This is a genomic window from Pseudoxanthomonas sp. PXM04 (genome assembly GCF_014851695.1).
In the GTDB taxonomy this organism is placed as follows: domain Bacteria; phylum Pseudomonadota; class Gammaproteobacteria; order Xanthomonadales; family Xanthomonadaceae; genus Pseudoxanthomonas_A; species Pseudoxanthomonas_A beigongshangi.
Genome location: NZ_JACVAG010000008.1, coordinates 16,750 through 37,973 on the forward strand (window position 1 = coordinate 16,750; position 21,224 = coordinate 37,973).

Here is a 21,224-nt window from a genome sequence, read left to right on the forward strand (position 1 = left end):
GGTCGTCGAACCGGAGAATGGTAGATGAAAAGGATTCTGGGTTTGGCCCTGTGGGCCATGGCAACGACCGTCCTGGCCCAGGATGCCGGGCTGCGGCTGCCGGTAAACGGGGAAATCGGTATCGACCCGACAGGTGCCGTGTTCGATTACCGGATCGACACCGAGCTGACGCCGGAGGTCAAGTCGCTGGTCGAGCGCTCGGTGCGGCAATGGAAGTTCGAGCCTGTGCTGCGTGACGGCAAGGCGACCCATGCGAAGGCCCGTGTTCACCTGACACTGATCGCCCGAGAGGTGACCGAGGGCTTCCAATTGCAAGTGGAGGACGTCCGCTTCTCGGGGTATCGGGACGCGGTCTCGATGAAGCCGCCGCGCTATCCCAAGCAGGCGGCGATCAATGGCGTGGGCGGCGACGTACTGGTGGCGGTCAGGGTCGATGCTTCGGGCAAGGTGATTGACGCCGTGGCCGTGCAGACCTCCTGGCCGTACAAGAAAGTTGCCGCCAAGGCGGCCGAAAAGTGGGGAGCGCTGCTGGAAACCGCGTCGGTGGAAGCCGCGCGAGACTGGACGTTCGAACCCGTCGATACGGCCTTGCACGAGCAAGGGGACACCACCCTGATCGTGCCGATCAGCTACCGCATGAATGTGGACCGCCCTCCACGGGAGGGTTGGCACTACGAATCGGCAGGGCCAGCCCGACCGATCCCCTGGCTCGCGCCTTCCCGCCAGGCGTTTGATGCGTCCGGCTTGAAAGACGGCGAAGTCCTGGCGCTGGACTACTCGGTGAAACTGAAAACGCCCGTGGTGGGAACCGCGCTCTGATCGCGTTTTCCAGGACAGGCATGGACATGGATGGGATGGGGGAAGAAGGATGAAGCGATGGGGTTTTCCGCGGCGACGTGGCCGGATACTGACAGCGGCCTTGTTGATGGCCTGCACCTGCGTCGCATCGGCGGCCCATCCCGGGGAGCAGGAATTGTTGATGTTCCAGACCCGGGCCGCGGTGAGCATCGACGCGATGGGGCGTCCCACGGATATCCAGCTTCCGGAGCAGCTACCGGAGGTGGTGGCGTCCTTTGTCCGCAACCAGATCACGCAGTGGCGATTCGTGCCGCCCGATATCGATGGACAGCCGCGCGCAGGCAAGACCTACCTGACCCTGGGCGCATGCGCCGCACCGGTGCCTGAAGGCTATCAACTGGCGATCGACTACAAGGGCGCCGGGCCGGGCGCGCGGCGACCGGATGGGAGGTCGCCGCCGCCGCAATACCCGGTCGAAGCGATAAAGCAACAGGCCGGCGGCAGTGGGCTGGTGCAGTTCGTGGTGGAACCGGACGGTAGTGCCACGCTGGAAACGGTCGAGTTCAAGCCGGCACGCAGCCGGCGCCTGTTCCAGCAGGCCATCGAGGATTGGGTGGAGCAGCTGCGTTTCATGCCGGAAGAAGTGGACGGAAAGCCGGTCCGGACGCGAATGAGGATGCCCTTGCACTTCGAACGCCGCTTGCGCGGGACAGTGGCGGCGAACGCGAAGGTCGACAAGCCCGAATGCATGGCCCTGATGAAACAGGGCGATGATCAGCGTCCGGTGGCATTGGATTCGCCTTTCAGGCGACTGGAAGGAGGAGGCTGAGTCGTCATGGGGGATATGCAGGCGTCGGTGTCGGACGAATAGCGGAGGAGCAATGTCATGATCATGGAAATGCGCGGAATGGGCCGATGGCTGGCGATCGCATTGCTGCTCGGTATCGCCTGCACGGCGGTTGCCGGCATCAAGGAAGTCCGCGCGCAGGTCGAGGCCAGCATGCTGGTGACCGGCGCGGTCATCATCGAGCCGGACGGCACGGTGGCGAAACTGGATCTCGATCAGCGCGAGAAACTGCCACCGGCCGTAGCCGGCCTGATCGACAAGGCCGCTGCGAGCTGGAAGTTCGAACCGATCCTGGTCGATGGCGTCGCGCGCCGCGGCAAGGCGCGGATGAGCTTGCGGGTGGTGGCCAACAAGCTGCCGAATGGCGACTTCCAGGTGGCGCTGCGCGGCGGCCATTTCGGCGACGAGGCGATCAGTCCGGAAGAGCGCCAGAAGCGCAATGACTCCGTGCGGAGCGTCAAGCTCTTGCCGCCCGCCTATCCGGGAGGCGCTGCGCGCGCGGGCGCACAGGGCACCGTGTATCTGGTGGTCAAGGTGGCGCGCGATGGCACGGTTGCGGATGTGATCGCCGAACAGGTCAATCTGGGCTTTGTCGGCAACGAGCGATTGATGCAGCAGGCCCGTGACGCGTTCTCCGAATCGGCCCTGGCGGTGGCGAAGAAATGGATCTTCCGGCCGCCAACGGAAGGCGCGGAGGCGGCGGCGCCGTTCTGGCTGGTGCGGGTGCCCGTGGATTACAAGATGCCCGAGAAGAAAGCGCCGGGCTACGGCCGGTGGGAGGTCTATGTTCCGGGCCCCCGCCAGAGTGCGCCGTGGATGCAATCGGAGCATGGCGAGGACGACGCTCCGGACGCCATGGTGGCCGGCGGCGTCTACGAGATCGGCAAGGGCCGGCGCCTGCTCACGCCGCTGTCGGGCTGAGTATTGCCTGGCCTTGGACGCGGAGACGCTCCGTTAGCCGAGGCGTTCGCGCAATTTCCCGTGGCCTGCGGGAATGTCAATGTTAATTGAAGGCGGTTTCCTCGCCCGCTAGGCTCGATGGCGGATCATTCGAGGAACTTGCGATGAAAGGAACATTGGCAATCGCGCGCGCTTGCCTGTGCGTCGCGGCGCTGCTGATCAGCGGCGCCGCCAGTGCGGAGTTGAGCATCAAGGAGATCAGGAAGCAGACCGAGGCCAGCATGCTGGTGACCGGCTGGGTGATCATTGAAGCCGATGGCGCGGTTGGCCGGCTCGATATCGATCAGCGGGAGAAGTTGCCGGCAGCGGTCGCGGAGTTGATCGACAAAGCCTCGGGCGGATGGAAGTTCGAACCGGTCGTGATTGATGGCCATCCGCGGCGTGGCAAGGCCAGGATGAGCCTGCGGGTGGTGGCCAACCGACTCGAAGATGGCAACTACCGGGTGACGCTGACCGGTGGCCACTTCGGTGACGAAGCGGATCCGGAAAAGCTCCGGCAGCGCTCCGACTCGGTTCGCAGCATCCAGATGACGCCGCCACGTTTTCCGGAGAATGCCGTGCGCATGGGCGCGCGCGGCAGCGTGTACCTGGTGATCAAGGTGGAGCGGGACGGTTCGGTCGGCGAAGTGCTTGCCGAGCAGGTCAACCTGGGCACCGTCGGCAACGAGCGCCAGATGCGGCAGATGCGCAAATGGCTTTCGGAAGCGGCGCTGACGGCGGCCAGGCGCTGGCGATTCCAGCCGCCCACAGAAGGCGACACCGCCAATGCCCCGTTCTGGCAGGTGCGCGTACCGGTGGACTTCCTCTTCTGGGGCGAAAAGCTACCCGGCTACGGCGAATGGCGTGCCTACATTCCCGGGCCTCGCCAGAGCGCGCCCTGGATGGAGCAGGACGATGCGTGCGCCCCGGATGCGCTGGTGGCCGGCGAAGTCTACGAGGTCGGCAAGGGTCGCCGCCTGCTGACGCCGCTGTCCGGTTGAGCGCCAAGGCTTCTTCCGGTTTCCTGTCCTACAGAAACGCCCCGCGCAGCGGGGCGTTTCTGTAGGCGTGATGACATCCGGAGGAACGGTTCCGGACGCGACCGTCACTTGAGCGGCAGTGCGATCGGTCGCAACGGTGCCGCATCGCCACCCCGGATCTTCAGCGGGCCGCCGATGAAGGCGAACTCGTAGACCTTGTCACGCGAGAGTTCGTCCAGGGCGATCAGCTCGATGATCGGCACGCCCTGTTCGGCCAGCAGGTAGGTGTGCAGCGGAACGTAGGCGTCGGGTTCCTGCGAGGGAAAAGTCTCGAAGCTCAGGTTGTCGGCGCCGACCACCATCGCTCCGCCGTCCTCGACCAGGTAGCGCGCCGCGTCCAGGCTCATGCCTGGAGGATTGGCCATGTAGGCATCCGGCTGGTCGAACAGGCGCATCCGGCCGGTGCGGATCAGCACGACGTCGCCGCGCTGCAGTTTCACCTTCTGCTTCGCCAGCGCCGCCTGCAGGTCGGCGCGGGTGATGCGGTACTGATCCGCCAGCATTTCCACGCCCTTGGCCGCGGCGACGTCGATCAGCACGCCGCGGGCGATCAGGTTCGGGAACTTCTCGATGCCGGCCTTGCGCCAGCCGCGATCGCCCAGGTGTTCGTCGGCGCTGAAGCCGTTCCAGATCCGGCCGTGCAGGCCGAAATGGTTGAGCGCGTCGATGTGGGTGCCGGTGTGGCTGTACATCGAGAACGCGGTGCCGGTGTAGCTGGTGCTGGCGTTGAGCGAGTCGCCCACGCCCATCGGATCGTCGACGGCGGTGCCGCGCGGCGTATGGGTCATCCAGAACTGGTAGTGCGGATCGCCCGCGCCCTGCCAGCTGGGCATGCCGATGTAGTAATCGGTGGCCAGGTCATAGGCGCGACGGCCATCGACGCGCGACAGGATCGAGGCGCGGGACTCGGGCGTGATCAGGTTGAGCCGGCCGATTTCGTCACCGGGACCCCAGGGGCTGGTGCCGACCTCGCCGGCATGGCCGGTCGCGGCGGCGGACAGGGAAGCGGCCAGCAGCGCGGACAGGGCCAGGCGACGCAGGGGAAGGGGAAGGGAAGCACTCATGTTGCGGGAATCCTTGTGGAGCGGGCGCCTGGAACAGGCGGCCCGGGGATTCCCAGCTTGAGCGCGTGGCCGGCGGCGAAAAATGCCTCGCGGGTGCGGACAGTTTTCGCTGCCGGTTACGAATCGGTTTCCAGCAGGGGCGGCAGCGCCTGGGCGAGGAAATCGACGAAGACCTGCACCTTGGGCGGCAGGTGCCGCGTGGTGGGATAGATCGCATACACCTGCCGGGGCGGATAACCGCAGGCCGGCAGGATGCGCCGCAGACGGCCGGCGGCGATGGCCGGCGCGGCCAGGAACGAAGGCAGCGCGCCGATGCCGAGGCCGGCGCACAGCAGATCGCGCAGCATCAGGCTGTTGTTGACGACGGTGCGCGCCGGCGGCAGCGCCACCCGCGTCATTCCTTCGGGGCCCTGCAATTGCCAACTGTCGGGCGTGTCGGCCAAGGCGTAGGCGAGCACATCGTGCTGGAGCAGCTCGGACGGCGTGCCCGGCACGCCGCGCCGCTGCAGATAGTCCGGCGAAGCGCACAGCATCTGCTGGATCGTGCCGAGCCGGCGCGCGATCAGCGAGGAATCCTCCAGCGTGCTGCGCACGCGCAAGGACACGTCGAAGCCGGTGCCGATCACGTCGAGCACGCGATCGTCCAGCGCCAGATCCAGCTTCAGCCGCGGATGCCGGGCCAGGAAATCCCCGAGCAGCGGCGACAGCACGGCCAGGCCGAACGAGGTCGGTGCGTTGACCCGCAAGCGGCCCTCGACCTGGCCGGCCTGCGCGCGCAGCGCGTGCTCGACCCGATCCATTTCGTCCAGCAGCCGGCGGCATTCGGCGAAGTAGGCCTGCCCGGCGTCGGTCAGGCTCATCCGGCGGGTGGTCCGTTGCAGCAACACCGCGCCCAGGTGTTCCTCCAGTTGCCGGATCTGCTTGCTCAGGCCGGCCGCGGACGCGCCCAGATCCTCGGCGGCGCGGGCGAAGCCGCCCAGTTCGACAACCCGCCGGAAGGCGCGCATCGCGTTGAGTTGATCCATGGCGGTATCGGAGGAAGCGAAGCCGGAAATGGAAACGCCGGCGTGGGCCGGCGTTTCCGTCTTGCGGTTGGTTCAGCGCTTCATCGAAGCGAAGAACTCGTCGTTGGACTTGGTGTTCTTCATCTTGTCCAGCAGGAACTCCATCGCGGCGATTTCGTCCATCGGATGGAGCAGCTTGCGCAGGATCCAGATCTTCTGCAGCAGTTCCGGCTCGATCAGCAGGTCCTCGCGGCGGGTGCCGGAGCGGTTGATGTCGATGGCCGGGTAGACGCGCTTCTCGGTGATGCGGCGGTTCAGGTGCACTTCGCTGTTGCCGGTGCCCTTGAACTCTTCGTAGATCACCTCGTCCATCTTGCTGCCGGTCTCGACCAGCGCGGTGGCGATGATGGTCAGCGAGCCGCCTTCCTCGACGTTGCGCGCGGCGCCGAAGAAGCGCTTCGGACGATGCAGGGCGTTGGCGTCCACGCCACCGGTCAGCACCTTGCCGGAGCTGGGCACGACGTTGTTGTAGGCGCGGGCCAGGCGGGTAATCGAGTCGAGCATGATCACCACGTCCTTCTTGTGCTCGACCAGGCGCTTGGCGCGCTCGATCACCATCTCGGCGACCTGCACGTGGCGGGCGGCGGGCTCGTCGAAGGTCGACGACACCACTTCACCGCGCACGGTGCGCTGCATCTCGGTGACTTCTTCCGGACGCTCGTCCACCAGCAGCACGATCAGGTGCACGTCCGGGTGGTTGGTGGTGATGGCGGTGGCGATCTGCTGCATCATGATCGTCTTGCCGGCCTTGGGCGGCGACACGATCAGCGCGCGCTGGCCCTTGCCCTGCGGTGCCATCAGGTCGAGGATGCGGCCGGCGATGTCCTCCGACGAACCGTTGCCGCGCTCCAGGGTGAAGCGGCGACGCGGGAACAGCGGGGTCAGGTTCTCGAACAGCACCTTGTTCTTCGACGCTTCCAGCGGCTCGCCGTTGATGGTGTCGATGGTCGACAGCGCGAAGTAGCGCTCGCCGTCCTTCGGGAAGCGGATGCGGCCGGACAGGTGGTCGCCGGTGCGCAGGTTGAAGCGGCGGATCTGGCTGGGGCTGATGTAGACGTCGTCCGGGCCGGCCAGGTAGCTGGCCTCGGCCGCGCGCAGGAAGCCGAAGCCGTCCGGCAGGATTTCCAGCACGCCGTCGGCGGCCACGCCTTCGCCGTGGCGGGTCAGCACCTTCAGCAGGGCGAAGATGACGTCCTGCTTGCGGGCGCGGGCCACGCCTTCCTGGATGTTCAGCTGCTCGGCGATTTCCAGCAGCTTGGGCGCCGGCATGCGCTTGAGGTCGCCCAGCGAGTACTGCGGGAAGCCCTCCGGGACGCTCGGCATCTGGCGCGGGACGTAATTCTCGTTGCCGCCGTTGCCGTCGCCGGGCATGCCGTCGTTGTAGCGGTCGCGGCCGCGCTCGCGGTCACGGCGGTTGCGGAAGCGGTCGCGGCGGTTGTTGTTGTTGAAGCGGTTGCCGTCGCGCTGGTCGCGCGGCTCGCCATCCCCCTGGCCCTGCTGCTGGCCGCCGCCGGTGTCGGCGGCGCCTTCCGGTTGGGCGGGCGCGGCGGCGCGCGGCGCTTCGACGGCAGGAGCCGGAGCGGGCGGCGGGGGCGCGGCGGGGGCCGGCGCTTCGGCCGGAGGAGCCGCGCTGGCGGCTTCGGGGGCGGATTTGGCGACGCGCGGCTTACGCACGCGCTTCTCGGCGGGGGCGCCGGTTTCGTTGCTGCTGTCGGACAAAGTGCGATTCCTCGCTATGGCGAGCGCCGGCTCGAACGCGCGGCGGCGGGTGAAAGAGTGTGGGTGACTCAGAAGGGTGCGGCGCAGAAAAGGCGCCGGATGTGCGGACACTAGCACCGCGCTGCGGCGACGGCAAGCGCCGGGCCGCAGCGGGTTCGCACGGGTTCAGCCGGGGCGCCCGGCCGGACCGGCTCAGGCGGTCTGGGCGCCGAGCGTCTTGTCGATCATCTGGGTCAGCTGACCCTTGCCGACCGCGCCGACCTGGGTCGCCTGGACCTGGCCGTCCTTGAACAGCAGCAGCAGCGGGATGTTGCGGACGTGGTACTTGATGGCGGTGGCGCGGTTCTCGTCCACGTTGAGCTTGACCACCTTCAGGCGGCCGTCATAGGTCTCGGCCAGTTCGTCCAGGACCGGGGCGATCATCTTGCACGGACCGCACCATTCGGCCCAGAAATCGACCAGGACCGGTTCACCGGATTGCAGAACGGCGGCCTCGAAATCGGCGTCGCCGACATGGGTTACTTTTTCGCTCACTGGGTTCTCCTGCGGAGCCGCGGCGGGCCGCGGACGGATGGGAGGCCGGGGACGGCCACCTCTTTGGGGTAAACTGGGGCGTTCCGCGGCCAGATCAAGTCATTCCTGGCGGCCGCGCGATCCGGCTTTGGGGGCGCAGTTTGCGACGCCGCCGACGGCGATGCAAGCACGAGCAGTCCCTATATCAGTCGCGCCAACGGAACACTGCGGCGCAAAGAAGAAAGCATGAGCGACAAACCTTTAACCGACATTACTTTTACCTCGTTCGACCTGCATCCGGCCCTCCTGGCCGGGTTGGAGAACGCCGGTTTTTCACGCTGCACCCCCATTCAGGCGCTCACCCTGCCGGTGGCGCTGGCCGGACGCGATGTCGCCGGCCAGGCCCAGACCGGCACCGGCAAGACCCTGGCGTTCCTGGTGGCGGTGATGAATCGCCTGCTGTCGCGGCCGGCCCTGGCCGAGCGCAAGCCGGAAGACCCGCGCGCGCTGATCCTGGCGCCGACCCGCGAGCTGGCCATCCAGATCCACAAGGACGCGGTGAAGTTCGGCGCCGACCTGGGCCTGCGCTTCGCGCTGGTGTACGGCGGCGTGGACTACGACAAGCAGCGTGAACTGCTGCAGCAGGGCGTGGACGTGATCATCGCCACCCCCGGTCGCCTGATCGACTACGTCAAGCAGCACAAGGTCGTCTCCCTGCACGCCTGCGAGGTCTGCGTGCTGGACGAGGCCGACCGCATGTTCGACCTGGGCTTCATCAAGGACATCCGGTTCCTGCTGCGGCGGATGCCGATCCGCACCGAGCGCCAGACCCTGCTGTTCAGCGCCACCCTCAGCCATCGCGTGCTGGAGCTGGCCTACGAGCACATGAACGAGCCCGAGAAACTGGTGGTGGAGGCCGAGACGGTCACCGCCGCGCGGGTGCGCCAGCGCATGTACTTCCCGGCCGACGAGGAGAAGATCCCGCTGCTGCTGGGCCTGCTGTCGCGCAGCGAAGGCGCGCGCACCATGGTGTTCGTCAACACCAAGGCGTTCGTCGAGCGGGTCGCGCGCGCGCTGGAGCGCGCCGGCTACCGGGTCGGCGTGCTGTCCGGCGATGTTCCGCAGAAGAAGCGCGAGACCTTGCTCAACCGCTTCCAGAAGGGCCAGCTGGAAATCCTGGTCGCCACCGACGTGGCCGCGCGCGGCCTGCACATCGACGGCGTCTCGCACGTCTACAACTACGACCTGCCGTTCGATGCCGAGGACTATGTCCACCGCATCGGCCGCACCGCCCGCCTGGGCGCGGAAGGCGACGCGATCAGCTTCGCCTGCGAGCGCTACGCGATGTCGCTGCCCGATATCGAGGCGTACATCGAGCAGAAGATTCCGGTCGAAGCGGTCTCCGCCGAACTGCTGACCGCGCTGCCGCGTCCCGAACGCGCGCCGGTGGAAGGCGGCGAGGGCGAGGAAGGCGAGAGCATCGGCCAGATCTTCCGCGAGGCGCGCGAACAGCGCAGCGCCGAGGAACAGCGCCGTGGCGGTGGTGGCCGCCGCAGCGGTGGCGGCAGTGGCGGTGGCGGTGGTCGTGGCCGGGGTGAACGCCGCGAAGGCGGGCAGGGCGAACGCAAGCCGCGCAGCCCGCGTCCGCCGCGTGCGGACAACCCGGCCGCCACGCCGGCACCCGCCGAGCGCCCGCCGCGTCCCGAGGGCGAGCGCGCCCCGCATCCGGAGCGCGCCGAGGGCGAACGCGGTCCGCGCAAGCGCCGCCGCCGCCGTCATGGCCGTCCGGTGGAGAACGCCGACGCCGGCATCGCCGCGTCCACGTCCGCGCCTGCCGCTGGCAAGCCCGCCGCGAACGCGCCCGTCGCCGGCAAGCACGACAAGCCGTCGTTCTTCAGCCGCCTGGGCCGCAAGTTGAAGTCGCTGGTCGGCGGCTGACGCCGACCCGGTGCCCGGCATCGCCTCCGCGTCGATGCCGGCGCCACGCGGGCATCGCTTCCGCGTTGGGCGCTCCGGCATAATCGCCGCATGAGCGTGCTTCGATTCGAAAACGTCAGCAAGCAGTATCCCGGCGGGCACACCGCCCTGTCGGAGGTCAGCTTCGAAGTGGCCGAGGGCGAGATGCTGTTCGTCACCGGCCATTCCGGCGCCGGCAAGAGCACGCTGCTCAAGCTGATCCACCTGAGCGAACGGCCGAGCCGCGGCGCGGTGGTGTTCGCCGGCCGCAACCTGCTGAAGGTGCGCGGCGGACGCATACCGCTGCATCGCCGCGAGGTCGGCGCGGTCCACCAGGACCATCGCCTGCTGACCGATCGCACGATCATGGAGAACGTCTCGCTGCCGCTGATCCTGCGCGGCGAGCGGCGCGCCGACGTGCAGAAGCGGGTCCGCGAAGTGCTCGCCCGGCTCGGCCTGGGCCATCGCGAGAAGGCGCTGCCGACCCAGCTGTCGGCCGGTGAACAACAGCGCGTGGGCATCGCCCGGGCGATCGTCGCCGAGCCCAAGCTGCTGGTAGCCGACGAACCGACCGGCAATCTCGATCCGACCCTGGCCGCGGAAATCATGGAACTGTTCGCCTCCATGCCCGAACGCGGCACCAGCGTGCTGGTGGTGAGCCACGATCTGGCCCTGCTCAAGCGCATGCGCAAGCGCGTGCTGGTGCTGGACCACGGCCAGCTGGTCGACGACATCTCGCCCGCGGATCTGGCCGAATGAACGACAGCAACCGCTTCTCGCGTCCGCGCTCGGGCTTCGGCATCTGGCTGGACCAGCATCTCTACAGCTTCGTCTCCAGCCTGGGCCGGCTGGTGCGGCGGCCGTGGGCCACCCTGCTCACCATCGGGGTGATGGCGGTGGCGTTCGTGCTGCCGCTGGGCCTGTGGCTGGCGTTGACCAATGTCGAGCAGTTCGCCGGCGATGTCAGTGAATCGCGCGGCATCGACGTTTTTCTCAAGCTCGACGTGCCCGAGCCGCGCGCGCGGGTGCTGGCGGTCCAGCTGGGCGGCCGCGCCGACGTGGCCAAGGTGGAATTGCGCACGCCCGAGCAGGGGCTGGCCGAGTTTCGCGAGCGCAGCGGCCTGGGCGCCAGCCTGGACGCGCTGGAGGGCAATCCGCTGCCGACCCTGCTGCAGGTGACCCCGCGCGGCGACGAGACCGGGCTGGTGGCGATGCTTGAACGCCTGCCCGAAGCCGATCTGATCCAGCACGACGCGCAATGGCGCGACCGCCTGCGCGGCTGGCTCGGTTTCGGCGAACGCCTGGTCTGGGTGCTGGCCGCGCTGTTCGGTATCGGCGCGCTGCTGGTGGTCGGCAACACGGTCCGGCTGGACATCCAGTCGCGGCGCGAGGAAATCGGCGTGCTGCAGCTGCTGGGCGCCAGCGACGGCTTCATCCGCCGTCCCTTCATCTACCTGGGCGCCTGGTACGGGCTGGTCGCCGGCGCCCTGGCGCTGGGCCTGCTGGTGGCCGCCGGCGCCGCCCTGCAGCCTTCGCTGACCGCGCTGGCGCAGAGCTACGGCAGCCGCTTCGCCTTGGCCGGACTGGATCCGTTGCGCGCCGTCGCCGTGCTGGCCGGGGCAACAGTGATCGGCTGGCTGGGCGCATGGCTGGTGACCGGACACTTCTTGCGGCAGACTCGCCCGACCACCACCTGACCCGCCCGCATGTCCGACGCGCTCCGGCACCTCATCAGCGACGCCCCCCGGGTGATGGTGGTCGACGGTTCCAAGCTGGTGCGCAAGCTCATCGCCGACGTGCTCGAACGGGACCTGCCCGGCGTCAACGTGATCGGCTGCGCCAGCCTCGCCGAGGCACGCAGGGCGCTGGCCGAGGGCGAGATCCACCTGGTCACCACCGCGCTTGCGCTGCGTGACGGTGACGGCATGGAAATCGCGCGCAGCGTGCGCGAAGCGTCCGGCCAGGCCTACGTGCCGGTGATCGTGGTGTCCGGCGACGCCCAGCAGCACCTGGAAGAACGCCGCTTCAACGAATACGTCACCGACTATTTCGACAAGTCGCTGGGACATGAGGCGCTGGCCGCCTTCATCCGCGGCTACGTGCAGCCCGAGCCGATTCCCGGTGCGACCATCCTGTACGTGGAAGACAGCCGGGTGGTCGCCGAGACCACCAAGCGCATGCTGGAACGGCAATCGCTCAACGTGGTGCACGTGCTGCGCGCCGAGGATGCCTTCGCCCTGCTCACCGCCGAATCGCTCGGCCTTTCGACCCACCGCTTCGACCTGGTGCTGACCGACGTGACCCTGAAGGGCGAACTCAGCGGCCGCGACGTGGTGCAGCGGATCCGCATCGACTTCGCCTACGGCAAGCGTCGCCTGCCCATCCTGGTGATGACCGGCGACAGCAACCGCGACAACCAGGCCGTGCTGCTGCAGGCCGGCGCGAATGATCTGGTGCTCAAACCGATCGAGGAACGCCTGCTGGTCACCAAGGTGTTGTTCCAGCTGCGGCTGGCGCGGATGGAAGGGCGTTGAGGGTCGGGATTGGGGATTCGTGATTGGGGATTGGCAACGGCGAGGGGCGTGTTGGGTACCATGCCAATCCCGAATCCCCACTCCCGAATCCCTTCGCTAAATGTCCGACCCCGACCGCATCAAGCTCGAACCCTCCTGGAAACAGCATGTCGGCGACTGGTTGCTGCGGCCGGAGATGCAGGCGCTGTCGGAGTTCCTGCGCCAGCGCAAGGCGGCCGGGGCGCGCATCTATCCGCCGGGTCCGCAGATTTTCTCCGCGTTCGAGGCGACGCCGTTCGACGCCGCCAAGGTGGTGATCCTGGGCCAGGATCCGTATCACGGGCCGGGGCAGGCGCATGGGTTGTGCTTCTCGGTGCGTCCGGGCGTGCCGGTGCCACCGTCGCTGGTCAACATCTACAAGGAAATCCAGAGCGATCTGGGCATCGCGCCACCGGATCACGGCTGCCTGCTGCCGTGGGCGCGGCAGGGCGTGCTGCTGCTCAACGCGGTGCTGACGGTGGAGGAGTCACGCGCGGGCGCCCATCAGGGCAAGGGCTGGGAAGGCTTCACTGATCACGTCATCGAGACCCTGGCGCGCGAGCGCGAAGGCCTGGTGTTCCTGCTGTGGGGCAGCTACGCGCAGGCCAAGGGCAAGGTCATCGACGCGCGCCGGCACCGCGTGCTGCGCGCGCCGCATCCCTCGCCGCTGTCGGCGCACCGGGGCTTCCTTGGCTGCGGCCACTTCTCCGCGGCCAACCGTTACCTGCAGGAGCGCGGCCAGGCCCCGATCGACTGGCGCCTGCCCCCGCTCGCGCAGCTCCCCCCGGATCCCCTGCTGGCGTAGAGCGGAGCTTGCTCCGCTGGCGGGATATCTGGATGTTCGCGTTGCCCGGGGCGTCGCGCAGCGGAGCAAGCTCCGCTCTACGTCAGCGCTTTTTCTTGCGTCGCGGCTGCGACGGGGTGACCGGCGGGGCGGGTACCGGAGCCGGGGTGACGTTCTGGATCTCGGCCTGCAGCTCTTCCATCATCGGGACCATCTTCTGCTGGATGGCGCCCATCAGGTTCTGCATCAGCGCGGGCGTCTTGTCGAGCAGGCTGCGGCCGGCCGGGCTCTCGTAGAACTTGGTGATCGCGCGCACGTCCTCGCGGGTGAAGGTCTTCTTGTAGACATCCACGTACAGCGGCCGCATTTCCTGCCAGGACAGTGCCTTGCGCATGATCTCGTTGGTCTTGGCCATGATCCGGTCGGCTTCGGCGCGCTGCTCCGCCGTCAGCTCCTTGCCGGCCATCAGCTGGTCGAATTGCTGCCGCTGCATGGTTTCCATCTGCGGGATGATCGCGTTGAGCATGCTCTCGGCACGCGAGGCCTGCAGCAGTTTCTCGATGTCCGCATCCGAAGGTTCCGCCGCCCAGGCGGTGCCGGCCCCCAGCGCCAGCCCCGCGATCATGACCAGGCGCGAAAACAGCGGCATCTTCTTCATCGGGCGTCCATACGGAAAACAGAGGGTCTGCATGGTGCCGAGGCGGAAGTAAACGAGGCGTTAAATCACGTGCGCCGGCCGGCCCGTTGTCATGCGGGCGGTACGCGACCTCCACTACAATCCGTGCATGGGGAGCGGACGACTCGACATCACGCCCACGCTGGCGATTCCGGACGACGAACTGGTGGAACGGTTCGTGCGCGCCAGCGGCGCGGGCGGGCAGAACGTCAACAAGGTGGCCACCGCGGTCGAACTGCGGTTCGACGTGGCGCGGTCGCCGTCGTTGCCCGAACCCCTGCGCGAACGCCTGCTGGCCCGCCGCGACCGGCGCCTGACCGACGAGGGCGTGCTGGTCATCGACGCCCAGCGTTTCCGCACCCAGGATCGCAACCGGCAGGACGCCCGCGAGCGCCTGGCCGCGTTCATCGCCGCGGCGATGCACGTGCCCCGGCCCCGCATCGCCACCAAGCCATCGCGCGCGGCCAAGGCCCGGCGCCTGGACGCCAAGCGCGAGCGCAGCGAAGTCAAGCGCGGCCGTTCGCAGAAGAGCCATTGGGAGTAATCGATTGAGCGACGCCCAGGACGTCATCCCCGCCATTCCGCCGAACATGCCACAGGTGCCGCCCAACCGGTTCACCCGCTGGATGGGGCGCACCTTCCTGCGCACCTTCGGCTGGAAGGTGGTGGGTACGTTGCCGGACATCCCCAAGCTGGTCCTGATCGTGGCGCCGCATTCGTCCAACTGGGACGGCATCTGGGGCATGGCGGCGAAGATCGCGATGGGCTTCAAGGTGCGCGTGCTGGGCAAGGCGCAGCTGTTCTGGTGGCCGCTGTCGCCGCTGTTGCGCAAGCTCGGCGTGGTACCGGTGGATCGAAGTTCGCCGCAGGGCACGGTGGAGCAGGCGGTGCGGATGATCCGCGAGTCGGAGCGGATGTGGTTCGCGCTGACTCCCGAGGGCACCCGCAAGCGGGTGGAGAAGTGGAAGGGTGGTTTCCTGAAGATCGCCCATCAGGCGCAGGTGCCGATCCTGATGGCCTATTTCCATTACCCCGAAAAAACCATCGGCATTGGCGATGTCTATTACCCCACCGGCGATGCCGAGGTCGACATGGCCGCGATCCGCGCATGGTACCGGCCCTGGCAAGGCAAGAACCGCGGGACGATGTGATGGCCCGCGGATGACGCGTCCGCCGGAATGAACCCGAAAGAAAACCCGCCGTGAGGCGGGTTTTCCATGTTGCGATCCGGAACCGGTGGCTGGCTTACAGCGCCGATCCGCCCAGCTTCCAGGTGAACTGCAGGTAGTAGCTGCGGCCGAACGAATCGAACCACGAGGTGTCGTAGTACGGATAGTTCGCCCAGGTGGCGTCGCGCGGTGGCATCTTGTCGAACAGGTTGTTGATCGACAGCGAGATGCGCAGGTGATCGGTCACGTCGTAGCGCGCGCCGGCATTGAAGCGCCAGGTCGACTCTGTCCAGGCATCGTTGTTGTAGTTGGCCACGCGGCCCACGTAGTTGCCGAACAGGCTGGCCCCGAACGCGCCCTTGTCCCAGCTCACGCCGACGTTGCCCTTGTTGCGCGGCAGCGTGGTGTCCGCGAAGCTCACGTCCAGCATGTCCTCGGTCGGATCGCCCGGATACAGCTGGCGGGTGTGGCGATGGGTCCAGTTGTAATTGGCGCGGAACACGAAGTCGCCGGCGCTGGCGGTCAACAGGCGGTAGTTGGCGGTCACGTCGACGCCCGAGGTTTCCTCCTTGGCGATGTTGATCGGGCTGAAGTGCACGCTGGTGATGAAGCCGTCCTGGTCGCGGATGACGCGCGAGAGCGCGTCCACGCAGGTGGGCGAATTGATGTCGACCGACGCGCCGGAGTCGGTCACGCCCAGGCGGCAGTCGGCCTCGGTCGAGCGCAGCAGTTCGCGGCTCTGCGTCTGCACCTGGTTGGACACCTCGATCTTGTAGTAGTCCACGGCCAGGTCGAAGTAGGACACCGGCGACCACACGAAGCCGGCGGTGAACGACTTGCTGGTTTCCACGTCCAGGTCCATGTTGCCGGTGTAGACGTCGAAGGTGTTGATGTCCCAGGTGCCGTCGTCGTAGCAGTCGCCGTCGCTGAAGCCAGGCTCGTCGGTCCGGCACTGGAAGTAGTCGGTCGACAGGGTGCGGTAGTAGTCATCGCCGGCGAACAGGTAGTGCATGTCCGGCGCCCGGAAGCCCGTGCCGTAGGAGCCGCGCACCAGCAGTGTGTCGAACGGGCGCCATTCCAGGCCGGCGCTGTAGGTGAACTTGCCCGGATTCTTGTTGCCGTATTCGTAGCGGTCATAGCGGCCGGCCAGGCTGGCCTGCAGCGAGGACAGCAGCGGCAGGCGGAATTCGCCCGCCACGCTCCAGCGATCGCGGTCGCCCTCGCCATCGCCGTAGCGCGGGCCATAGTAGGCGTCGGCGGTCAGCGCGTACGGATCGGGATTGATCTCGTACGACTGCCGGCCGTACTCGATCGCGGCGGCGAAACCGACGTCGCCGGCTGGCAGGGTGAACAGCGACGGCGTGTCCAGGGTGAAGCTCAGGTTGTCGTTCTCGGCCTTCGGACGGAAGGTGGACATCGCCGCGATGCTGGCGAACTCGGCCTGGGTGAGCGGGGTGAACAGGCGCGCCGGATCCGGGCTGTAGATTGCGTAGCCGTCGGCGTCGTAACCCTGGCGTTCGCCCAGGAACAGGCGGTTGGCCGCTTCGGCCCAGATGCGCGGCATGCCCACGTCGGCCTTGTACTGCGAATGGTTGTACGCCGCTTCCCAGTTCCAGGCCTCGCCGAAAGCGCCTTGCAGGCCGGTGGTCACCGCGAGGGTCTTCTGGGTGGTGGTGTTCATGCGGTTGCGCAGGCCGCCCATTTCCTCCGGGGTGAACTGGCGCGACCAGGTCTCGTAGTGGCCGGTGACGGCGTTGTAGAACACCTTGTCGTTGTTGTCGGTCGAAGCCGGGTCGTGGAACTCCCAGCCCATGACATCGCTCACCACGTCGTTGCCATTGGTGCCGGTCAGCAGCTTGACCTCCTGGCGGCCCAACTGGACATCGGCAAACCAGGACAGCGTGTCGGAGAAGCGATACTCGAACGAACCGTAAGCGTTGTAGCCCTTGCGCTCGTTCTGGATGGTGCGATACGCGATGGCGCGCTCGCTGCCGCAGTACGGCTGGCCGAAACGGTCCTCGGCCAGCACGGTGGTGCCCTGGTTGAGGCCGGCCATCGCCGCGCAACCGTCCGCCGGGGCGATGTTGACGTCGTCGTCCCAGTCATAGAGCTGCGCGGTCAGGCGCGGCAACCGGCGGCGCGAGGTCGGCGCATCCAGGGTCGAATCCTGGACGCTGCGCTCGTAGCCCCAGAGCGGGCGCTTGTTGAGGAACTCCACGCCGACGATGCCGCTGAACTCGCCGCGCTCGAAACCGGTGGTCAGGGTCAGCTTGTGCGACTCGCCGCCGCCGCGGCTGGTGTCGCCGTAGCGGTAGTCGATGGTGGTGCCGTCGGTGGACTTCTTGAGGATGAAGTTGATCACGCCGGCCATCGCGTCGGAGCCGTACACCGCCGAGGCGCTGCCGGTCAGCACTTCGATGCGATCGATCATGCCGAGCGGGATGTTGCCGATGTCGGTGAAGTTGCTGCGGCCGTTGAGAGGCAGCGGAAAGTCGGCGATGCGGCGGCCGTTGATCAGCACCAGGGTATGGTTCGGGCCAAGGCCGCGCAGGTCGACCGCCTGCGCGCCGGGAGTGGACTGGGCGCTGGTGGTGTTCTGCTGGCCCTGCACGCTGCCGCTGTTCTGGCTGAGCGAGCGCAGCACGTCCGGCACGGAGGTGAAGCCGGCGGACTGGATCTGCTCGGCGGTGACCACGGTGATCGGGGCCGGACCCTCGATCTGCGCGCGCGGGATGCGCGAACCGGTGACCTGCACGTTCTCGAGTTGGGTGACGGGCTCCTCGGCGGCCTCAGCGGACTGGCCGGTGGGAGCCGGAGTAGGGCGGGCGGCGGGCGCCGGGCGCGGCGGGGCATCCTGGCGGACGATCACCACCGCGCCGGAGGCGGCGTCGCGGCGGGCGACGTGGCCGCTGCCGCTGAGCACGCGATCCAGCGCCTGGTCGGCCGGGAGATTGCCTTGCACGCCCTGGGTGCGCAGGCCCTTGAGCTGGTCGGCGCGGTACACGAACTGGGTGCCGGATTGACGCGCCAGCGTATCCAGCGCCGCCACCAGATCCCCGGCGGGGATGTTGACCTGCGCGGGTTTGGAATTCTGCGCCTGCGCACTCAGTGCGGCTGAACAGGCCAGGCTCAACAACAGGACACGCAACGACGACCGCATTGGATGGCTCTCCCCATGGGCGCACGGGAAGGCGCCCTTGGCTATCAGGACGAACGAGCCGGGGAAATCCCCCGCCCCCCGGACGGGTCAGAGGCTGTGCAGGACGATGCGGTCCGTACCGGTCTCGGCGCGGACCGGGAAGCCCTGCTCCAGCAGCCGCACGAACGCGTCCACGTTCGACCAGCGGAAATTGCCGCCGACCCGCAGCGCGCCGACGGCGGGATCACCCATCACGATCTTGCGCGCGTTGTAGCGGTTGAACTCGGACGCGGCCTCGGCCAGCGAGGTATCGCGGAAGGTCACGAAGCCGCTGCGCCAGTCGACCAGGCGTTCGGCGTCGGCGACCGAGCCGGTGCGCACCACCACGCCGTTGCGGCTGGCGATGGCCAGGCTGCCGGCCGGCAACAGGGTGGTCGGCTGCAGGTGGCCTTCGGCATCGGGCGAGGCTTCCAGCCGCACCGTGCCCTCGGTGACCACCACACGCAGATCGGGACCGTCCCGCCGCACCGCGAAGCGCGTGCCCACCGCCACCACCTGGCGCGGCCCGGCGCTGACCACGAACGGTCGGTGCGGATCCTTGGCGGCCTCGAAGAACGCCTCGCCGCGCTGCAGGTCGATATGCCGTTCGCGCCGCGACAGGCTGACCGCGATGCGGCTGTCGCTGCTGAGCGTGGCGCCGGAGCCATCACTCAACGGTACCCGGTTCAAGTCGCCCAGCGCGGTGGCGTAGGAGGCCTGCTCGATGACCCCGTAGAAATAGTGGTGCGCGCCCAGTCCCGCGCCAGCCAGCGCCAGCACGCCGGTGAAGGTGGCGGCCAGCAGGCGCGGCCAGCTCGCCGTGCGCTCCGGTCTGCGCGGCGCGAACACCAGCCGGGCGAGATCCGGCGGTCCGCCCGCCGAAGCCGGCGGCGCACGCGCCGGCGCAGGGCGGTCCAGCGGCGAAGCACCCCATTGTCCGCGCGGCGGCGCGGCACCCGGTGCCTGTCCGGCGCCCAGGGCGGCCAGCCGGCCGCTTTCATTCCAGGCAGATTCCAGGCGCAGGAACGCGACCCGGTGCGCGGTGGATTCGGCCAGCCACGCGTCCAGTCCGGCCTGGTCGGTTCCGGCCCACCCGTCGCTTTCGCGTCGCGCGAGCCAGGCCGCCGCGGCCTGTTCAATCTGTCTGCTGCTGGCCATGTCCCGGTTCCCTTCCTGCGTCCTGCAAGGCCTGCCGCGCGCGGGCGCGCGTTCCGCCACCGCCGTAGAAATGTTCGGCGATCAGGCGGATTCCCTTGGCGACATGCTTTTCCACGGTCTTCTCGCTGATGCCCAGGCGCGAGGCCACCTCTTTCTGTGGCAGTTCCTCGACCCGGCGCAGCCAGATGACCTCCCGGCACCGGTCCGGCAGGCGGTCGAAAGCGTCGGCCAGGCGCTTGAGCACCTGCCGGCCGCCACACCACCGTTCGGGCGATACCTCGTCTATCAAGACGTTTATCGAGTCGAAATCACCCACTGTCTCGATCGACACCACCCGGCTGCGGCGCAGCCGGTCGGTCATCAGGTGGCGCGCGGTGGCGAACAGGAACGACTTGGGCGCGGTCGGCACCGACTTGCCGGCGGCCTCGTAGACCCGCACGTACACTTCCTGGCGCAGGTCGTGGATCTCTTCCCGATGCGGCCAGCAGCGGCGCAGGAAATGCACCAGCGCCTCCTCGTGCACGAGGATTTCGCGGGCGAACCAGGCGTCGGTGGATTCGGTCATGCCACGACATTACCCCAATCCGCGCGGGCCAACGACGGCCATCGATGCTGCACAGCAGCGACGAACGGGGGAGGGGAAGCGCGTATCCGTTCGTCTTCAATGCAGGTGCCCCCTGGAGTTCCGTGATGCCGTCGACGTCGTCCCGCCGCCTGTTCCTGCAACGCTGCGCGCTGCTGATCCTGACGCTGGCCGCCGCTGTCGGCATGGCGACCGCCGGGAATGCGCCCGCCACGGACGCGTCGCGCCGCGACGGCTACCGCTACTTTGAAATCGGCGACCTCATCGCCACGCGACCCGGCGCGACCGAGGCCGGGCTGATGCTGGTCGGCGGCGGCGATTGGCCCTACGACGCCTTCCGCTGGATGATCGAAAAGGCCGGGCATGGCCGCATCGTGATCCTGCGCGCCTCCGGCACCGTCGAGGCGCAGGACGAATTCTTCAAGGACATCGGCGGCATCACCGCCGCGCAGACGCTGGTGTTCGACGATCGCCGCGCCGCCAGCGATCCGGAAGTGCTGCGCATCGTGCGCGAGGCCGACGGCATCTTCCTGGCCGGCGGGGACCAGTCCAACTACGTGCGCTTCTGGAAAGGCACGCCGCTGAACGAGGCGCTGGACGCCCACGTGCGCGCCGGCAAGCCAATCGGCGGCACCAGCGCGGGCCTGGCGATCCTGGGGGCGTTCGCCTATGGCGCGATGGACGGCGGCAGCATCGTCTCGCCGACCGCGATGACCGACCCCGCGGGGTCGGAAGTCACCCTGGTGGATGATTTCCTGCACATGCCCTACCTGCAGAACGTGATCACCGACAGCCACTTCGGAGAACGGGATCGGCTGGGCCGCCTGATCGCCTTCGTCGCCCGGCTGTCGGCCGAACAGAAGCGCACGGACCTGGCCGGTATCGGCATCGACGAATACACCGCGCTGTGCATCGACGCCGGCGGCATCGCCCGCGTCCACAGTGGCGACGGCGGCCATGTCTGGCTGGTGCGCCCGCAGCGCCAGGCCGACGTGTTCGCCGCCGGCAAGCCGCTGACCTTCCGCGACGTGCCGGTCATCGGCCTGGATACCGGCAGCACGCTGCGGTTTCCGGACTTCAGCGTCGAGCATCCGGCGTTCGAGCGCCGCATCGATGTGGTGAACGGCGTCCTGGGCGACGCCGCGCGCACCGCCTCGCTAGAATCACCCCCCTGAACCACTGCC

Annotated in this window: 20 protein-coding genes; 12 read left to right on the forward strand and 8 right to left on the reverse strand. The window is 68.0% G+C overall.

The window, feature by feature from the left end; translation table 11 throughout:
* The first annotated feature begins 24 nt into the window (after window positions 1-24).
* The 4 genes from IB228_RS18240 (at window position 25) to IB228_RS18255 (ending at window position 3,585) form a co-directional block, all read left to right on the forward strand.
* On the forward strand, window positions 25-819 hold the full coding sequence (locus IB228_RS18240; protein ID WP_192199455.1) for an energy transducer TonB: 795 nt from the start codon (window positions 25-27) through the stop codon (window positions 817-819).
* 106 nt (window positions 820-925) lie between these two features.
* A complete protein-coding gene (locus IB228_RS18245; protein ID WP_192199456.1) occupies window positions 926-1,627 on the forward strand; it encodes a TonB family protein in 702 nt (233 codons plus the stop codon).
* Window positions 1,628-1,684: 57 nt separating this feature from the next.
* Window positions 1,685-2,566 (forward strand): TonB family protein, encoded by an 882-nt coding sequence (locus IB228_RS18250; protein ID WP_225562541.1) that lies wholly within the window; start codon window positions 1,685-1,687, stop codon window positions 2,564-2,566.
* A gap of 86 nt (window positions 2,567-2,652) precedes the next feature.
* Window positions 2,653-3,585, forward strand: a complete 933-nt coding sequence (locus tag IB228_RS18255) for an energy transducer TonB (RefSeq protein ID WP_192199457.1) — start codon at window positions 2,653-2,655, stop codon at window positions 3,583-3,585.
* Window positions 3,586-3,689: 104 nt separating this feature from the next.
* Here IB228_RS18255 and IB228_RS18260 read toward each other — a convergent pair whose 3' ends face one another.
* The 4 genes from IB228_RS18260 to trxA all read right to left on the reverse strand — a co-directional run bounded on the left by IB228_RS18260 (window position 3,690) and on the right by trxA (window position 8,005).
* Window positions 3,690-4,688, reverse strand: a complete 999-nt coding sequence (locus IB228_RS18260) for a cyclase family protein (RefSeq protein ID WP_192199458.1) — start codon at window positions 4,686-4,688, stop codon at window positions 3,690-3,692.
* 116 nt (window positions 4,689-4,804) lie between these two features.
* Window positions 4,805-5,713, reverse strand: a complete 909-nt coding sequence (locus tag IB228_RS18265) for a LysR family transcriptional regulator (protein WP_192199459.1) — start codon at window positions 5,711-5,713, stop codon at window positions 4,805-4,807.
* 72 nt (window positions 5,714-5,785) lie between these two features.
* Window positions 5,786-7,471, reverse strand: coding sequence for a transcription termination factor Rho (gene rho / locus IB228_RS18270; RefSeq protein WP_192199460.1), 1,686 nt, complete (start codon window positions 7,469-7,471; stop codon window positions 5,786-5,788).
* A gap of 192 nt (window positions 7,472-7,663) precedes the next feature.
* Window positions 7,664-8,005 (reverse strand): thioredoxin TrxA, encoded by a 342-nt coding sequence (gene trxA / locus IB228_RS18275; protein WP_141455103.1) that lies wholly within the window; start codon window positions 8,003-8,005, stop codon window positions 7,664-7,666.
* 225 nt (window positions 8,006-8,230) lie between these two features.
* Here trxA and rhlB point away from each other — a divergent pair, with 225 nt between their 5' ends.
* The 5 genes from rhlB to ung all read left to right on the forward strand — a co-directional run bounded on the left by rhlB (window position 8,231) and on the right by ung (window position 13,297).
* Window positions 8,231-9,922 (forward strand): ATP-dependent RNA helicase RhlB, encoded by a 1,692-nt coding sequence (rhlB, locus tag IB228_RS18280; protein ID WP_192199461.1) that lies wholly within the window; start codon window positions 8,231-8,233, stop codon window positions 9,920-9,922.
* A 90-nt stretch (window positions 9,923-10,012) separates the two neighbouring features.
* Window positions 10,013-10,699, forward strand: a complete 687-nt coding sequence (gene ftsE / locus IB228_RS18285) for a cell division ATP-binding protein FtsE (protein WP_141455105.1) — start codon at window positions 10,013-10,015, stop codon at window positions 10,697-10,699.
* On the forward strand, window positions 10,696-11,637 hold the full coding sequence (ftsX, locus tag IB228_RS18290; RefSeq protein ID WP_192199462.1) for a permease-like cell division protein FtsX: 942 nt from the start codon (window positions 10,696-10,698) through the stop codon (window positions 11,635-11,637). The genes ftsE and ftsX overlap by 4 nt, the downstream gene beginning before the upstream one ends.
* A 9-nt stretch (window positions 11,638-11,646) precedes the next feature.
* Complete coding sequence (locus IB228_RS18295) at window positions 11,647-12,474, forward strand: response regulator (protein ID WP_183639612.1); 828 nt, start codon at window positions 11,647-11,649, stop codon at window positions 12,472-12,474.
* Between the two features lie 100 nt (window positions 12,475-12,574).
* Window positions 12,575-13,297: a uracil-DNA glycosylase gene (gene ung / locus IB228_RS18300; protein ID WP_192199463.1), complete on the forward strand. Its 723-nt coding sequence runs from the start codon at window positions 12,575-12,577 to the stop codon at window positions 13,295-13,297.
* 82 nt (window positions 13,298-13,379) lie between these two features.
* Here the strand turns inward: ung and IB228_RS18305 are convergent, their stop codons facing one another.
* Entirely contained in the window at window positions 13,380-13,934 is a 555-nt protein-coding gene (locus IB228_RS18305) for a DUF2059 domain-containing protein (RefSeq protein ID WP_183639610.1), read from the reverse strand.
* A 127-nt stretch (window positions 13,935-14,061) separates the two neighbouring features.
* Between IB228_RS18305 and arfB the strand changes: the two genes are divergently transcribed.
* Entirely contained in the window at window positions 14,062-14,496 is a 435-nt protein-coding gene (gene arfB, locus IB228_RS18310) for an alternative ribosome rescue aminoacyl-tRNA hydrolase ArfB (protein ID WP_183639609.1), read from the forward strand.
* Between the two features lie 4 nt (window positions 14,497-14,500).
* Window positions 14,501-15,103: a lysophospholipid acyltransferase family protein gene (locus IB228_RS18315; protein ID WP_305076295.1), complete on the forward strand. Its 603-nt coding sequence runs from the start codon at window positions 14,501-14,503 to the stop codon at window positions 15,101-15,103.
* 94 nt (window positions 15,104-15,197) lie between these two features.
* Here IB228_RS18315 and IB228_RS18320 read toward each other — a convergent pair whose 3' ends face one another.
* The 3 genes from IB228_RS18320 to IB228_RS18330 form a co-directional block, all read right to left on the reverse strand.
* A complete protein-coding gene (locus IB228_RS18320) occupies window positions 15,198-18,281 on the reverse strand; it encodes a TonB-dependent receptor (protein ID WP_192199464.1) in 3,084 nt (1,027 codons plus the stop codon).
* 87 nt (window positions 18,282-18,368) lie between these two features.
* A complete protein-coding gene (locus IB228_RS18325; protein ID WP_183639607.1) occupies window positions 18,369-19,457 on the reverse strand; it encodes a FecR domain-containing protein in 1,089 nt (362 codons plus the stop codon).
* Window positions 19,435-20,022, reverse strand: coding sequence for a sigma-70 family RNA polymerase sigma factor (locus IB228_RS18330; protein ID WP_183639606.1), 588 nt, complete (start codon window positions 20,020-20,022; stop codon window positions 19,435-19,437). The genes IB228_RS18325 and IB228_RS18330 overlap by 23 nt, the downstream gene beginning before the upstream one ends.
* A 125-nt stretch (window positions 20,023-20,147) precedes the next feature.
* On the opposite strand from IB228_RS18330, the gene IB228_RS18335 reads away from it, so the two are divergent.
* Entirely contained in the window at window positions 20,148-21,215 is a 1,068-nt protein-coding gene (locus IB228_RS18335) for a cyanophycinase (RefSeq protein WP_225562542.1), read from the forward strand.
* Window positions 21,216-21,224: the final 9 nt, after the last annotated feature.

What these genes read in the sequence shown, in the direction of transcription:
- IB228_RS18240 (WP_192199455.1), top strand. Translation starts at nt 25, where the DNA reads ATGAAAAGGATTCTGGGTTTGGCCCTGTGGGCCATGGCAACGACCGTC.
- IB228_RS18245 (WP_192199456.1), top strand. Translation starts at nt 926, where the DNA reads ATGGCCTGCACCTGCGTCGCATCGGCGGCCCATCCCGGGGAGCAGGAA.
- IB228_RS18250 (WP_225562541.1), top strand. Translation starts at nt 1,685, where the DNA reads ATGATCATGGAAATGCGCGGAATGGGCCGATGGCTGGCGATCGCATTG.
- IB228_RS18260 (WP_192199458.1), bottom strand. Translation starts at nt 4,688, where the DNA reads ATGAGTGCTTCCCTTCCCCTTCCCCTGCGTCGCCTGGCCCTGTCCGCG.
- IB228_RS18265 (WP_192199459.1), bottom strand. Translation starts at nt 5,713, where the DNA reads ATGGATCAACTCAACGCGATGCGCGCCTTCCGGCGGGTTGTCGAACTG.
- rhlB (WP_192199461.1), top strand. Translation starts at nt 8,231, where the DNA reads ATGAGCGACAAACCTTTAACCGACATTACTTTTACCTCGTTCGACCTG.
- ftsE (WP_141455105.1), top strand. Translation starts at nt 10,013, where the DNA reads ATGAGCGTGCTTCGATTCGAAAACGTCAGCAAGCAGTATCCCGGCGGG.
- ftsX (WP_192199462.1), top strand. Translation starts at nt 10,696, where the DNA reads ATGAACGACAGCAACCGCTTCTCGCGTCCGCGCTCGGGCTTCGGCATC.
- IB228_RS18295 (WP_183639612.1), top strand. Translation starts at nt 11,647, where the DNA reads ATGTCCGACGCGCTCCGGCACCTCATCAGCGACGCCCCCCGGGTGATG.
- ung (WP_192199463.1), top strand. Translation starts at nt 12,575, where the DNA reads ATGTCCGACCCCGACCGCATCAAGCTCGAACCCTCCTGGAAACAGCAT.
- IB228_RS18305 (WP_183639610.1), bottom strand. Translation starts at nt 13,934, where the DNA reads ATGAAGAAGATGCCGCTGTTTTCGCGCCTGGTCATGATCGCGGGGCTG.
- arfB (WP_183639609.1), top strand. Translation starts at nt 14,062, where the DNA reads ATGGGGAGCGGACGACTCGACATCACGCCCACGCTGGCGATTCCGGAC.
- IB228_RS18320 (WP_192199464.1), bottom strand. Translation starts at nt 18,281, where the DNA reads ATGCGGTCGTCGTTGCGTGTCCTGTTGTTGAGCCTGGCCTGTTCAGCC.
- IB228_RS18325 (WP_183639607.1), bottom strand. Translation starts at nt 19,457, where the DNA reads ATGGCCAGCAGCAGACAGATTGAACAGGCCGCGGCGGCCTGGCTCGCG.
- IB228_RS18330 (WP_183639606.1), bottom strand. Translation starts at nt 20,022, where the DNA reads ATGACCGAATCCACCGACGCCTGGTTCGCCCGCGAAATCCTCGTGCAC.
- IB228_RS18335 (WP_225562542.1), top strand. Translation starts at nt 20,148, where the DNA reads ATGCCGTCGACGTCGTCCCGCCGCCTGTTCCTGCAACGCTGCGCGCTG.